Annotated in this window: 12 protein-coding genes; 7 read left to right on the forward strand and 5 right to left on the reverse strand. The window is 66.2% G+C overall.

Going from position 1 to position 14421, the window contains the following annotated elements; all coding sequences use genetic code 11:
• Positions 1-7: 7 nt before the first annotated feature.
• Genes mreC through mrdA form a run of 3 tightly spaced genes read left to right on the forward strand, consistent with a single transcriptional unit; the run spans position 8 to position 3384 of the window.
• Positions 8-892, forward strand: a complete 885-nt coding sequence (mreC, locus tag HZS63_RS04330; RefSeq protein ID WP_180682814.1) for a rod shape-determining protein MreC — start codon at positions 8-10, stop codon at positions 890-892.
• Positions 889-1419, forward strand: a complete 531-nt coding sequence (gene mreD / locus HZS63_RS04335) for a rod shape-determining protein MreD (RefSeq protein WP_180682815.1) — start codon at positions 889-891, stop codon at positions 1417-1419. The genes mreC and mreD overlap by 4 nt, the downstream gene beginning before the upstream one ends.
• Before the next feature lie 12 nt (positions 1420-1431).
• Complete coding sequence (gene mrdA, locus HZS63_RS04340) at positions 1432-3384, forward strand: penicillin-binding protein 2 (protein WP_180682816.1); 1953 nt, start codon at positions 1432-1434, stop codon at positions 3382-3384.
• Positions 3385-3408: 24 nt separating this feature from the next.
• Here the strand turns inward: mrdA and HZS63_RS04345 are convergent, their stop codons facing one another.
• The 3 genes from HZS63_RS04345 to HZS63_RS04355 form a co-directional block, all read right to left on the reverse strand.
• Complete coding sequence (locus HZS63_RS04345; RefSeq protein ID WP_180682817.1) at positions 3409-4173, reverse strand: sulfite exporter TauE/SafE family protein; 765 nt, start codon at positions 4171-4173, stop codon at positions 3409-3411.
• Positions 4174-4363: 190 nt separating this feature from the next.
• Positions 4364-5578, reverse strand: coding sequence for a DesA family fatty acid desaturase (locus HZS63_RS04350; RefSeq protein WP_180682818.1), 1215 nt, complete (start codon positions 5576-5578; stop codon positions 4364-4366).
• A 173-nt stretch (positions 5579-5751) separates the two neighbouring features.
• Positions 5752-6834 carry an RsmB/NOP family class I SAM-dependent RNA methyltransferase gene (locus HZS63_RS04355; protein WP_180682819.1) on the reverse strand — a complete coding sequence of 361 codons (1083 nt, stop codon included), beginning with the start codon at positions 6832-6834 and terminating at the stop codon, positions 5752-5754.
• Positions 6835-6883: 49 nt separating this feature from the next.
• Between HZS63_RS04355 and HZS63_RS04360 the strand changes: the two genes are divergently transcribed.
• Together HZS63_RS04360 and HZS63_RS04365 are read left to right on the forward strand one after the other, a co-directional pair.
• A complete protein-coding gene (locus HZS63_RS04360; protein ID WP_180682820.1) occupies positions 6884-8503 on the forward strand; it encodes a peptide chain release factor 3 in 1620 nt (539 codons plus the stop codon).
• A 13-nt stretch (positions 8504-8516) separates the two neighbouring features.
• Positions 8517-9101, forward strand: coding sequence for a YqaA family protein (locus HZS63_RS04365; RefSeq protein ID WP_180682821.1), 585 nt, complete (start codon positions 8517-8519; stop codon positions 9099-9101).
• A gap of 10 nt (positions 9102-9111) precedes the next feature.
• Here the strand turns inward: HZS63_RS04365 and purN are convergent, their stop codons facing one another.
• Positions 9112-9711, reverse strand: a complete 600-nt coding sequence (gene purN / locus HZS63_RS04370) for a phosphoribosylglycinamide formyltransferase (RefSeq protein ID WP_180682822.1) — start codon at positions 9709-9711, stop codon at positions 9112-9114.
• 147 nt (positions 9712-9858) lie between these two features.
• Between purN and HZS63_RS04375 the strand changes: the two genes are divergently transcribed.
• Complete coding sequence (locus tag HZS63_RS04375) at positions 9859-11040, forward strand: acyl-CoA dehydrogenase family protein (RefSeq protein ID WP_180682823.1); 1182 nt, start codon at positions 9859-9861, stop codon at positions 11038-11040.
• Between the two features lie 11 nt (positions 11041-11051).
• Positions 11052-12167 carry an acyl-CoA dehydrogenase family protein gene (locus HZS63_RS04380; protein ID WP_180682824.1) on the forward strand — a complete coding sequence of 372 codons (1116 nt, stop codon included), beginning with the start codon at positions 11052-11054 and terminating at the stop codon, positions 12165-12167.
• Between the two features lie 22 nt (positions 12168-12189).
• Here HZS63_RS04380 and HZS63_RS04385 read toward each other — a convergent pair whose 3' ends face one another.
• Entirely contained in the window at positions 12190-14331 is a 2142-nt protein-coding gene (locus HZS63_RS04385; RefSeq protein WP_180682825.1) for a hypothetical protein, read from the reverse strand.
• Between the last annotated feature and the right edge of the window lie 90 nt (positions 14332-14421).

Here is a 14421-nt window from a genome sequence, read left to right on the forward strand (position 1 = left end):
ACCGGCCATGCCGCTGGGAACCGTTGACCGCACGCCCCCCCCTTTTTTCAAGCAGGGGCCATCGGCGCTGTCCAAGCTGCTGGTGCTCAGCGCCATCGCCTCGCTGCTGATGGTGGTGGACGCGAAGCGCCACTGGGCCGAGCCGGTGCGGCAGGTGGTGGCCACCGTGATCTACCCGCTGCAATGGCTGGCGCTGCAGCCCCTGCATGCCGCGCGCTGGTCCGGCCAGTACCTGGGCAGCCTGCAGGCGGCCCAGCAGGAAGCCGCACAAGCGCGCGCCGAACTGGTGCGCCAGGTGCAACGCGCCGCCATCGTCGAGCACCTGTCCCAGGAAAACCGGGAACTGCGAGCCCTGCTGGGCATGCAGGAGCGGCTGCCCACGGGGGCCCAGGGCTCCCAGATTCTGTATGAAGTGCCCGACCCGTTTTCGCGCAAGGTCGTCATCAACCTCGGCCAGCGCGACGGCATCCAACCCGGCTCGGCGGTCATGGACGGCTACGGCGTGCTGGGGCAGGTCACCCGCGTCTATCTGGCCACGGCAGAAGTCAGGTTGCTGATCGACCGGCAGCAGGCGATCCCCGTGATCAACACCCGCACGGGGCAGCGCAGCCTCGCCTATGGCATGCCTGGTGGTCGACTGGAACTGCGTTTCGAGTCGGTCAACACCGACACCGAGCCGGGCGACGTGTTGACCACCAGCGGCATCGATGGCGTGTACCCGCCGGGGCTGCCGGTGGCGAGGGTGACGCACGTCTCGGCCGTGGGTGACACCGGATTCGCCCGTATCGAGGCCGAACCCATGGCGCGGATGGACAACACCCTGCATGTGCTGGTGGTGGCCCCGGCTGGCCGCCCTCGAATGCCGGTGGGCGACGGGGAGGCGGCGTCATGATGATGCGCACCGGTCAGGCCTTGCTGCTGCCGGCCAACCCCTGGTTCATCTGGGGCACGCTGGTCGGGGCGCTGTCGCTGAACATGCTGGTCCAGATCGCGTTGCTTGGGCGCTCGCCATGGATGCCAGACTTCCTGGCCCTCACGCTCGCGTTCTGGACCATCCACCAGCCGCGCCGCATCGGCGTGGGCACGGCCTTCACCTTCGGCCTCATTCTGGATGTACACCATGGCTCCTTGTTGGGCCAACACGCACTGGCCTATTCGGTGCTGAGCTATCTGGCGATCGTGATCCACCGCCGCGTGCTGTGGTTCGACCTGCCCAGGCAAGCCCTGCATGTGCTGCCCTTGTTCGCCGTGACGCACGCCCTCCAATGGCTGGCCCGGGGCATGGCCGGCTCGGGCTGGGCGGGCTGGCCTGCCTTGCTGGCGCCGGGCTTCGAGGCCTTGCTGTGGCCAATGGCAACCATGTTGCTGCTGGCCCCCCAGCGACGCGCCCACGACCCGGACGAGAATCGCCCGATCTGACCACGGGTGCGCATGACCGAGCTTCAAAACATCGAAGGCCAACTGCAGCGGTTCCGCCTGCGGGTGTGGATCGCGCTCGGTGTGGTGCTGGTGGCGCTCGGGCTCATCGGCGCGCGCATGTACGTGCTGCAGATTCTGCGACACGAGGCCCTGCTGACCCAGGCGGAGAGCAACCGCACGGCGGTGTTGCCCATCCCCCCGCCGCGCGGTCGCATCCTGGACCGCCACGGAGTGGTCCTGGCAGACAACCAACCCACCTTCACCCTGGAGATCATTCCCGCACAAGCCGGGCGCCTCCAGGAAACCCTCGATGCGATCGCCGAACTCATCGAGATCAGCCCCCGCGACCTGCGCCGCTTCCAGCGCCTGGTGGCGGAATCACGACGCTTCGACTCGCTGCCGCTGCGAACCCGTCTGACAGCGGAAGAAATGTCGGTGATGGCGGCCCATCTCTACCGCCTGCCGGGTGTGACGATCCAGGCCCGCAGCCTGCGCCACTACCCGCTCGGCGAAACGGCCTCGCATGTGATCGGCCACGTGGGACGGATCAACCAGCGTGAACAAGAGATGATGGCCGACTGGCCGCCAGAGCGGCGCAGCAACTACCGGGGCACCGACCACATCGGCAAGCTGGGCATCGAGCAGAGCTACGAAGAACACCTGCACGGCACCACCGGCTTCGAGCGGGTCGAAACCACGGCAACCGGCCGCGCAGTGCGCAGCCTGGAGATCACCCCCCCGGTCCCCGGGGATTCGGTCCGGCTCACCATCGACGCCCGGCTCCAACACCTGGTGGAGCGCCTGTACGGCGACCGCCGTGGCGCGCTGGTGGCCATCGACCCGCGCAACGGCGACATCCTGGCATTCGTCAGCATGCCCACCTTCAATCCCAATCTGTTCGTCGAAGGCATCGACGCAGAGAGCTGGCGGGCGCTCAACGAATCCATCGACCGGCCGCTGCTCAACCGCGCCCTGCGCGGCACCTATCCGCCCGGCTCCACCTACAAGCCTTTCATGGCGCTGGCCGGACTCGAAACCGGGTCGCGCAAACCCTCCACCACGATCCACGACCCCGGCTTCTGGGTGTTCGGCAACCACCGGTACCGCAGCGTGGGCGAGCGCAGCCTCGGCATGGTGGATTTGCGGCGCAGCATCGTGGTGTCCAGCAATGTGTACTACTACACGCTGGCCAACGAGATGGGGATCGACGCCATCCATGACTTCATGAAGCCGCTGGGCTTCGGACAACACACCGGCATCGACCTCGTGGGCGAAGCCAAGGGCATCCTGCCCAGCCCGGCTTGGAAACGCAGCACCTTCAAGCGGCCCGAGCAGCAACGCTGGTATGCGGGCGAGACCATCTCCGTCGGGATCGGCCAAGGCTACAACAGCTTCACCATGCTGCAACTCGCCTCGGCCATGGCCACCCTGGCCCATCACGGGGTGCGGCACACACCACACCTCGGGCTCAGCATCCACACCCCCCAAGACCGGCAAGGCCGCCCCATCTATCGGGCGGCCGGTACGCCGCTCGGCTACCGGCCGGAGCATCTGCGCGCGGTACTGGATGCGATGGAAGCAGTCACCACGGAGGGCACATCGGCCCGGGTGTTCGCTGGGGCACCCTACCGCAGCGGCGGCAAGACCGGGACGGCCCAGGCCGTGAGCATCGGTCAGCGTGAGCGCTACGATGCCGCCAAACTGGCCGAGCACCAGCGCGACCATTCGCTCTATGTCGCCTTTGCGCCCGTGGAAGAACCCACCGTCGCGCTGGCCGTGATCGTGGAAAACGCGGGCTTCGGATCGGCCAGTGCAGCCCCGATCGCGCGGCGCGTGTTCGATTACCTGCTGCTCGGGCTCTACCCCAGCGAGGAAGACATCGCCGCCACCCAGAAAGGTCAGTCGGCCGCCCCGATCGGACAGCAACGGCCGATCAGCGAAGTGCCCTGGCCAGGCAGCGATTGAGCGCCTGGGGATGCCTGGCTGCCCTCAGGGCATCATGACCCAGGCATCCCAGCCGGTCTTGAGGATCAGTGCCGTCACCACCAGAATGAACACCCCGCGCACGAAACCTGCACCGTGTTTGAGTGCCAGCTTCGTACCCAACAGGCTGCCCAGCACATTGGCCACCGCCATGGCCAGACCGATGTGCCACCAGACATGGCCTTTCCAGGCGAACAGCCCGAGCGCCGCCAGGTTGGAGGTGGTGTTGAGCAGTTTGGCCGATGCGCTGGCGTTCAAGAAGTCGTAACCCAGCCAGCGCACGAACAAGAACACGAAGAAACTGCCGGTCCCCGGACCAAAGAAGCCGTCGTAAAAGCCAATGGTGAGCCCGAGCGCACTGGCTGCCAGCGCTTCCTGCCGCCCCTGAAAACGCGGCTGATGGTGGCGCCCCAGCTCTTTGCGGACCAGGGTGTAGATGAGCACCACGAGCAGCACCAAAGGCAACACACGGCGCAGAAAATCGGGCGAAACCACGGTGACCAGCCAGGCACCGGCCATGGCGCCGGCAAAGCACACCCCAGCGGCCGGCAGCAGGGCCGACCAGCGCATCTCCACCCGACGGGCGTACTGCACGGTCGCTGCAGCCGTGCCCCACACCGAAGCACTTTTGTTGACCCCGAACAGCGTGGCCGGATGCGCGTGCGGAAATGCCGCGAACAGCGCCGGCACCAGGATCAGCCCGCCACCGCCCACGATCGCATCCACAAAGCCGGCCAACCCGGAGGCCAGTGTGACAAAAAGCCATTCCATGGGGCGCCATTGTGACGGTTTTCACCCATGCAAAACGCCTGTGCGGCCAGCCCACGGTGCGCGGGGCAGTGAAGGCGTCAGCGAAGCGGTGTCGCTCACTTGCGCGACGCGCTCATCCTCGAGCAGGGATCCGTCTCATCCAGCGGTTGGGTGCCTCCTGAGAGCTGGCAGGAGGCGCCCCGATGCCCGATCAGGCGTGGCGCAAGGCACGCAAGCGGAGAGAGAATTCGCGCAAAGCGGCGATGCCGCTGGCTTCCGCACGGTGACACCAGGCCTGCAAGTCCCTGGCCAGTTGTTCACGGGTCACCGAGGTGTTGGACCAGAGCTGGCGCAGCTCCTCGCGCATCGCATGCATCTGGGCCAGGGTGGGATTTTCGGCGCGGATTTTCTCGATCTTGGCCTTGTACTGCGGCGGCACCTTGTCGTCGTCACGGTGCAGCCAGCGGCGGGCAGCCTTGATCATAGACGCATCGGCACTGCGTGTCTTGAGGGTTTCAAGCTCGGCACGCACCGCGGCGCGCATCTCGCGGGCATAGCTGGCCATCACCTCGTAGCGGTTGGCGATGATCGCTTCCAACGTCTTTTCGTCGGCCACAGGCTTCACGTCGCCAAACGCGAGCCTGGGCGGCGTTTTCTTGGGCTTGGCCAGGCCCAGTTTGGCCAGCGCGCTGATGTAAACCCAACCGATGTCGAACTCGTAGGGCTTGACCGAAAACTTGGCCGAGGTCGGGTAGGTGTGGTGGTTGTTGTGCAGCTCTTCGCCCCCGATGATGATGCCCCAGGGGGAAACATTGGTGCTGGCGTCGGGTGCCTCGAAGTTGCGGTAGCCCCAGAAATGCCCGATGCCATTGACGACACCCGCCGCCCAGAACGGAATCCACACCATCTGCACCGCCCAGACCGCCAACCCCAAGGCACCGAACAGCGCCACGTCGATGATGAGCATCAGGCTCACCCCCAAACGCGAGTGCCGGGCGTAGAGGTGACGTTCGATCCAGTCATCGGGCGTGCCATGGCCGTAGCGCTCCAGCGTGTCCACATTCTTGGCCTCGGCGCGGTAGAGTTCCGCCCCTTCCCAAAACACCTTCTTGATGCCGAAGACCTGGGGGCTGTGCGGGTCGCCCTCCTGCTCGCACTTGGCATGGTGCTTGCGGTGAATGGACGTCCATTCTTTGGTGACCATGCCGGTGGTCAGCCAGAGCCAGAAACGGAAGAAATGCGACACCACCGGATGCAAATCCAGGGCACGGTGCGCCTGGTGCCGGTGCAGATACAACGTGACGCTGACGATCGTGATGTGCGTCAGCACCAACGCCACGATCAGGACCTGCCACCAGGCAGCGCCGGTGAGGCCATCGGCCAGAAAAGTCAGGAGGCCATTCCAGCCGGATTCCATCGAAACCATACACACTTTCACACGAGAAAACACACACCCCGAAGGGTGACAATGGGATGCCTTTACAGCAAACCCCGGAGGATTTTAGGGGCGAGACCCGAAAACACCAAGCTTTTTTCGGTCACACGGTGCGTCCGTCGATACGCCGCAAGGGCAGCCCCGGTCAGGGCCGTCCCTGAGGCTCAGGGCCTGCGCTGCCAGAGGGCTGCAAAAAAACCATCCGTTTGGTGCAGATGGGGCCACAGACGCAAATATCCAGAGCGGCACAAGGTGTCGGCCTTCGCCACCCCGGCGTGCGCCAACCGTTCGGCGGCGTCGAGGGGCACGAAATCTCGGTGGGCGGCGCTGAAGGCCTCGGCCATCTGTTCGTTTTCCTGGCGCAGCAGGCTGCAGGTGGCATAGACCAGCCGCCCGCCAGGCTTCACCAGCCGGGCCGCTGCCGCGAGGATGCGCGCCTGCAGGTCGCTGAAAGCCGCCACATCCTGGGGCTTTCGGCGCGCCTTCAGGTCGGGGCTGCGGCGCAGGGTACCCAGGCCCGAGCAGGGGGCGTCCACCAGCACCCGGTCCACCTTCCCGGCCAGGCGTTGCAGCCGTTCGTCCCGCTCATGGGCCAGGACCATGGTCTGGAGATCGGTGATGCCGCTGCGGGCCAGCCGCGGCTTGAGGGCCTCGAGCCGGTGGGCAGAGGTGTCGAAGGCGTAGAGCCGGCCCTGGTTGCGCATCAGGGCACCGAGGGCGAGCGTCTTGCCCCCGGCGCCGGCACAAAAATCGACCACCGTGTCGTGCCGCTTGGGCTCCACCAGCAGGGCCAGCAGTTGCGAGCCTTCGTCCTGCACCTCGACGAGGCCGTCGCGGTAGGCCGGCACAGCGCGCAGCGACGGTTTGCCCTGCAGCCGCAACCCCCAGGGCGAATATGGCGTGTCGGCAGCCTCCACGCCGGCGGCCAGCAGTTGCTGGCGCACGGCCGGGCGCTTGGCCTTGAGGCCGTTGACGCGCAGATCCAACGGGGCCGGTTGGCCCAAAGCGGCCACGAGGGCCTCGTAACCGGCCCCCACTTCGCTGCGCAGAGCCTGCTCCAGCCACCCCGGCAAGGGCAACGCGCGCAGGGCATGAAAGACCTGATCCGACAGGAGGTGGCGATCGCGCGCGCCCAGCTTGGGATGCTCGCGGAAAAACTGGGCCACGGTGGCGTCGGCCGGGTGTTCGAAGGTCAGGACCCGGGCCATCAGGGTGGCGCCCAGGTCGTTCAACACAGGGGGATGCATGGCCTCGATTGTCGGGTATGGCACGGCCGGTGCGGGATAATCGGACCCCATGTCTGACATCGTTTCCGAAGTGCGGCGGCGCCGCACTTTTGCCATCATCTCCCACCCCGACGCGGGCAAGACCACCCTCACCGAAAAACTGTTGCTGTTCTCGGGGGCCATCCAGATCGCCGGCTCCGTCAAGGCGCGCAAGGCCGCGCGCCACGCCACGTCCGACTGGATGGAAATCGAAAAGCAGCGCGGCATCTCGGTGGCCTCCAGCGTGATGCAGATGGAATACCGCGATTGCGTGATCAACCTGCTGGACACCCCGGGCCACCAAGACTTCTCGGAGGACACCTACCGCGTGCTCACCGCCGTGGACGCCGCGCTCATGGTGATCGACGCCGCCAACGGCGTGGAACCGCAGACGCGCCGCCTGCTGCAGGTCTGCCGCGCACGCAACACGCCCATCCTCACCTTCGTCAACAAGATGGACCGCGAGGTGCAGGCGCCGCTGGACCTGATGGACGAGATCGAGCGCGAACTCGGTATGACGGTGGTGCCTTTCACCTGGCCCGTGGGCATGGGCAAGCTGTTCCACGGTGTGTACGACCGCCGCTGCAACCAGATGCGGGTGTTCGACCCCGGCGCCGACCGCGTGGGCGGTGATGAGGAAGTGCTGGCCGGACTGGACAACCCCGAATGCGCGAAACGCTTTGGTTTGGAGTGGCAGCAGGCCAAAGACGAACTGGAGCTGGTCGAAGGGGCCAGCCCGGCCTTTGACGAAGCCGAATTCCTGGCTGGCAGGCAGACGCCGATGCTGTTCGGCTCGGCCATCAACAACTTCGGCGTGCGCGAGGTGCTCGACGCGCTGGTGGACCTCGCCCCACCCCCCGGCCCCAAGCCTGCCATCCAGCGCATGGTGGAACCCACCGAGCCCAAGTTCAGCGGCGTGGTGTTCAAGATCCAGGCCAACATGGACCCGGCGCACCGCGACCGCATCGCCTTCGTGCGCGTGGCCAGCGGCCACTTCGAACGCGGCATGAAGCTCAAGGTGGTGCGCAGTGGCAAGGAACTGCGCCCCAACACGGTGGTGAGCTTCCTGTCCCAGCGCCGCGAGCTGCTGGACGAGGCCTATGCCGGTGACATCATCGGCATTCCCAACCACGGTGTGCTGCAACTGGGCGACACGCTCACCGAAGCCGAGACGCTGCAATTCACCGGCCTGCCCTTCTTCGCGCCGGAAATCATTCGCAGCGTGGAGGTGGCCGACCCGTTGCGCACCAAGCAACTCAAGGCCGGCCTCACGCAGCTGGGCGAAGAAGGCGCGATCCAGGTGTTCCGCCCCATGGCCGGCAGCGTGCTCATGCTGGGCGCCGTGGGGCAACTGCAATTCGAAGTGGTGCAACACCGGCTGGAAACGGAATACGGCGTCAAGGCCCGCATCACCCACAGTCCCTACCAGGTGGCGCGCTGGGTCACCTGCCCCCCGGAAAATGGCGGCGAAGTGGAATTGAAACGCTTTATTGACGCCAACATCCACCGCATGGCCTGGGACGCGGTGGACGCGCCCGCCATCCTGGTGGACCACAACGCCACGCTGCGCGCGGTCGAGGCCAACTGGCCCAAAATCCAGTTCCACGCCATGCGCGAACACGCGGGGCTGGTGTTCCACAAGGCCGTCTGAAGACCCCTTCGCCATGAAAATCTTCGCCCCCCTGTACGAACGGGCCATGCGCTGGGCACGGCACCGACACGCGCCCTGGTACCTGGGGGGGATGAGTTTCGCCGAATCGTCGTTTTTCCCCATCCCGCCCGACGTGATGCTGGCCCCCATGTGCCTGGCCCAACCCCACCGGGCCTGGCGTCTGGCTGGGATCACGACCATCGCTTCGGTGCTGGGTGGGCTGCTGGGCTATTGCATCGGCTTGTACGCCTTTGGCCTGGTCGAACCCTGGCTGCAGACGCAGCCCCGCTATTGGGCGGGGTACCAGCAAGCCCTGGCATGGTTTGGTCAATGGGGCATATGGGCGGTGTTCATCGCCGGGTTTTCGCCCATTCCCTACAAGGTATTCACCATCGCCGCTGGCGTGCTGTCCATGGCCTTGCTGCCGTTCGTGGCCGCTTCCCTGGTGGGGCGCGGCGCACGGTTCTTTTTGGTGGCGGCCTTCATGCGTTGGGGCGGAGCCCGCATGGAAGCGGAGCTGCACAAACACATCGACCGGCTGGGCTGGGCCGCCGTGGCGCTGGTGGCGCTGGGCGCAGCCGTTTACGCTCTGCGTTGACCCCCTGGCTTCACAGCGAGGCCAACAAGCGCTCGATGGCGCGCGGATAAATCAAGTGCTCCTGTGTGAGCACCCGGGCAGCCAGCGTTTCGGGCGTGTCATCGGGCAGCACCGGCACCACCGCCTGCTCCAGGTATTCGCCATGGTCCAGTTCCGCAGTCACACGGTGCACCGTGGCGCCGGCGAAGCGGCAACCCGCTTCAATGGCCCGCCGGTGCGTGTGCAGGCCCGGGAACGCTGGCAACAGCGAGGGGTGGATATTCAGCATCCGCCCCTCGTAGTGGGCCACAAAACCCGGTGTGAGGATGCGCATGAAGCCCGCCAGCACCACGAGATCGGGGCGCCCGTCCGGCACCAGACCGTCAACCACCTCTCTGAGGGCGGCGTCGAACGCTTCACGGCCGTCGTAAGCTTTGTGGTCCACGATGCGGGTGACCAAGCCCTGGTCGCGCGCCCAGGATAGCCCCGGGGCTTCAGGGCGGTTGCTCACCACCCCCACCACGCGCGCACCCCAACGGCTCTCCCATTGACGTTGCTGCGCGGCACGCACAATGGCCTGCATGTTCGAGCCCGAGCCTGAAATCAGCACGACGATGCTTTTGCGATTCATCTGAGACATAAGCCCGCCAGTGTAATCATCCCAACCCATGCGGCTGGCCTTTCTCGGCCTGGACACGCTGTCACCGCCCGGACAAGCCACAATCGAACGGGCGTGCTAAAACATGGGCTGACTCATCCCTCACAGGAGACAGACCCCATGGACTTGGCCTTCACGCCGGAAGAATTGGCGTTCCGCGACGAGATCCGCACCTGGGTGCGTGCCCACCTACCCCAGGACATTGCCGACAAGGTGCACAAAGCCCAGCGCCTGACCCGTGACGACATGCAGCGCTGGGCCAAGATCCTGGGCAAAAAGGGTTGGCTGGGTTATGGTTGGCCCAAGCAGTTCGGTGGCCCGGGCTGGAATGCGGTGCAAAAGCACCTGTTCGAAGAAGAATGCGCACTGGCCGGCGCCCCACGCATCGTGCCTTTCGGTCCGGTGATGGTGGCACCCGTCATCATGGCCTTCGGCAACGCCGAGCAGCAGCAACGCTTCCTGCCCGGCATCGCCAGCGGCGAGGTGTGGTGGAGCCAAGGCTACAGCGAACCGGGTGCCGGCTCGGACCTGGCTTCGCTCAAAACCCGCGCCGAGCGCGTGGGCGACCACTACATCGTCAACGGGCAAAAAACCTGGACCACCCTGGGCCAGTACGGCGATTGGATTTTCTGCCTGGTGCGCACCAGCACCGAAGGCAAGCCGCAGACCGGCATCAGCTTTTTGCTCATCGACATGAAGAGCCCTGGCGTGACCGTGCGCCCCATCAAGCTGCTGGACGGCGAATACGAGGTCAACGAGGTCTGGTTCGACAACGTGAAGGTCCCCGTCGAAAACCTGATCGGCGAGGAGAACAAGGGCTGGACCTATGCCAAACACCTGCTGAGCCATGAGCGCACCAACATCGCCGACGTGAACCGCGCCAAGCGCGAGCTCGAGCGCCTCAAGCGCATCGCCAAGGCCGAGGGGGTGTACGACGACTCGCGCTTCCGCGACCAGATCGCGCTGCTGGAGGTGGACATCGTGGCGCTGGAAATGCTGGTGCTGCGCGTGCTCAGCGCCGAGAAGTCCGGCAAGCAGAGCCTGGACATCGCCGGCCTGCTCAAGATCCGCGGCAGCGAGATCCAGCAGCGCTATACCGAACTCATGATGCTGGCCGCCGGCCCCTTCAGCCTGCCCTTCATTTTCGAGGCCATGGACGCCGGCTGGCAGGGCGACTTCCCCGGTGGCGTGGTGGCCAACGCGCCACTGGCCGCCAACTATTTCAACATGCGCAAGACCACCATCTACGGCGGCAGCAACGAAGTGCAGCGCAACATCGTGGCACAGACCGTGCTGGGTTGAGGAGTACACAGATGGATTTCGATTTTTCCGACGAACAAGTACAGCTGCGCGATGCCGTGCGCCGCTGGGTGGACAAAGGCTACGGCTTCGAGCGCCGCCGGGCGATCGTGGCGGCCGGTGGCTTGGACCGGGCCGTCTACGCCGAACTGGCCGAGCTGGGTCTGTGCGGTCTCTATGTATCAGACGAACATGGCGGCCTGGGCATGGGCCCGGTGGAAGGCATGGTGGTGATGGAGGAGTTGGGCCGTGGCATCGTGCTGGAGCCGCTGGCACAGACACTGGTGGCCTCGGGCGTACTCGGCGGCTACGCCAGCACCGACCTCCAAGCCGCATGGCTGCCCCGCATCGCCTCGGGCGAGGCACTGGTGGTGCTGGCGCATCAGGAGCGTGGTCTGCGCTACACCTTGGGCGCAGCTCATACCCGCGCCATGCCGCAGGGTGACGGCTGGACCCTGACCGGCCGCAAGAGCGTGGTCCCGGCGGGCGACGCAGCCGACGCCTGGCTGGTGCCCGCGCAGGCGGACCAGGGCCTGGGGCTGTTCCTCGTGGCCAGGGGCGCGCCAGGCACATCGACCAACGGCTACCTCACGCAGGACGGCAGCCGCGCGGCCGAAGTCACCTTCCACGACACGCCGGCCCAACTCGTCACGCTCGACGGGCAAACCGCACTCGAACACGCGGTGGACATCGGTATCGCTGCCAGCAGCGCCTACGCCATCGGTGTGATGGATCAAACCGTGGCCGTGACCGCCGACTACCTGAACACCCGCAAACAGTTCGGCGTGCCCATCGCCAGCTTCCAGGCCCTGCGCCATCGCATGGCCGACATGAAAATGCAGCTCGAACTCGCGCGCAGCATGAGCTACTACGCCAGCCTCAAGCTCAATGCCCCGACCGGCGAGCGCCGCCACGCACTCGCCCGCGCCAAGGTGCAATTGGGACAAAGCATGCGCTTCATCGGCCAGCAGGCTGTTCAGCTGCACGGCGGCATCGGCGTGACCGACGAGTACATCGTCAGCCACTACTTCAAAACGCTGACCCAGCTCGAAATGACCTGGGGCGACACCCTGCATCACCTGGGCGAGGTGTCGGCCCGTATGCAGGACACGGCCGGCGTGTTCGCCTGAAGGCCGCGCAGGTTCATGCCGCCTACAGCCAACCTTGCCGGTGTACCCAGAACACCGCCCCGAGCAGCACGGCCAACAGCATCAGCCACGGCCAGGGGCTGGCCTTGTCGGCATAGGGGTCATGCAGCGAGCGCCTGGAACCGGCGGGTAACGCGGCCACCCCGGTCAGGGCGGCTCCAAATGGTATGTTGATCCGGGCCCGGATATTCACCGCCCAGCCGTTGGCGTCGAGCATCGGGCCCAGGTTGCGCTGGCGCAGCTTGAACCAGGCCAGCAGCATCGACGGCCCGGAAATCAGCAGCACCATGCCCAGCACGACCAGCGGCATCTGCCAAGCCGGCAGGCTGAGGAAACCGGAAACCACCGCTGCCAGCGCAGTGCCCAAAGCGCCCAAGGCCAGCCCGATGGCGGCGAAGATCCCGGCGAACTTGGCGATGTCGAAGGCCTGCTGCCGCGTGCCATGGACAGGCGCCTGGGCTGGTGCTCCGACTTGGGCAACCCCGGCGGCCGATCGGGCTTCGACATCCTGGTCGCGCGCTGCGGCAAATTTCTGGATCTGCTCCCCGAGCATGCGGGCCGCGCGTTTGTAAGGGGTCCAGAAGGCCTGCCGCACGCTGATGGGGGCTTCTACCACCTTGACCACGCTGGCGTTCCAATCACGCCCTGCGCGGTCGTAGAACACGCCATTGCGCCCAGGCACCATCATCTCATCGGTGTCGCCGCCGGTCATCGCAGCCACGATGGTCATCGGGGCTTCACCCTGACGCACGCACTGGCAATACACCAGATAGGTGCCAGACAATGGGGCCAGCGCCGCGTGGCGAGCCATGTCGGTCACACGCAGGCACAGGTCGCAGCTGCGCTGATCGATATACAACCTGCCTGCCTGGAACACGGCCTGCCGCTGGCCACCATAGAAATCGCTGAGGTTGACGAAGTTGCGCAGCAGGACGACCAGATGGCGGCGCAGGCGCAGCAACTTGTCCAGCCCGTCCACAGCGGTGGCGTCGGTGTCGGACTGGGCGTCCTGCTCGATCAGCGTCCGCAGAGCCGCCACGGTGCCAGGCTGTAACAAATCGGCCAGGGCCTCGGCAGGCAGATCGGCCACGGGCGTGGTGGGCTTGGCGGCCAACCAGGCCCGGTAGGCGGTCAACTGGGCACTGAGCTGCTGCCACTGTGCCAGCGTGAGCCAGGTCTGCTCTCCCAGCACCGGGGTCACGACCTGCTCGCGCAACGCCGCCATCGCGGTCTGCCAGGCAGGGTTGATGCCATCCACCAGCGGCAACGCGCCGCCTGGCACGACCTTGGCCAGCGGCAGCGCGGCCACTTCCTGGCGTGCATCGCTCAGGGCCAGAGCCGCGATCTCGGCATACTGGCTCTCGACGGGGTTCAGCGCCTCGGCGGCGCGCTCGTCGAAGGCGGCCAGGCGGCAACGGGTGAAGTAGTCCTCCACCTTGGCCTGCACGGCATCGAAGGCGTTGAGCGCCTGGGGCGTTCGGTCACCGAAAGCCAGGATCTGGGCAGCATCGTGACGGGCTTGGTCCTGCCATGCCTGGACCTGCTCGGCCGCCGCCCAAAAGGCCTCCAGGGTGTCGGCCGAAACACCGGGCTGCCCGCTGCGGTCGGTCTGCGCCCCCACCGTGGCGATGACCTGCTCGATCAGCGCGCGGACAGCATCGTCCATTGCCAGCGCCACCGGCACGATGCCATCGCCGTTGAAGCGATTCGGCGGAAACAGGCGGGCCGGATCGGCCAAGTCTTCCATGGTGAGCGTATCGCCTCCGGCCCGGCCCACCCGCACCAGCACCTCACGGGCCGCTGCGAGCAGCTCCTGTCCTGCGGGGTGACGATGATCCAGCGCCGCCAGCGGCAAGCTGTCGCCCGGTTCGAACAGGAGACCGGGATCGCGCAGCACCTCGCACACCCAACGCACGGCGGCACACAACTCCGGCGCTCGGATGCGGCCATCCCCGTCCGCATCGATGAGTTGCAACGTGCGCTCGTCGAATTCGAGCCCGGCCGTCGGGCAGGCCAGCACGGCCCAAAGCTTCTGGTCGAGTTCTCCCAGGTGGCGCAGATCGTCGGCCGTTTCGATGCATACCTGATCGAAGCCCCCCGAGCGAAAAAAGCGCCAGCGATGCTGGCCGGAAGGGGTTGTGGTCACGGGGTCGCTCCTATGTCACCATGTGGGAGCGATCGTAGCATTTCGAGAGGGCTCGGCCCCGCCTGAGCGGCGGGGCGGCTCGGTGTTCGC

It is taken from the genome of Tepidicella baoligensis (assembly GCF_013432195.1).
In the GTDB taxonomy this organism is placed as follows: Bacteria; Pseudomonadota; Gammaproteobacteria; order Burkholderiales; family Burkholderiaceae_C; genus Tepidicella; species Tepidicella baoligensis.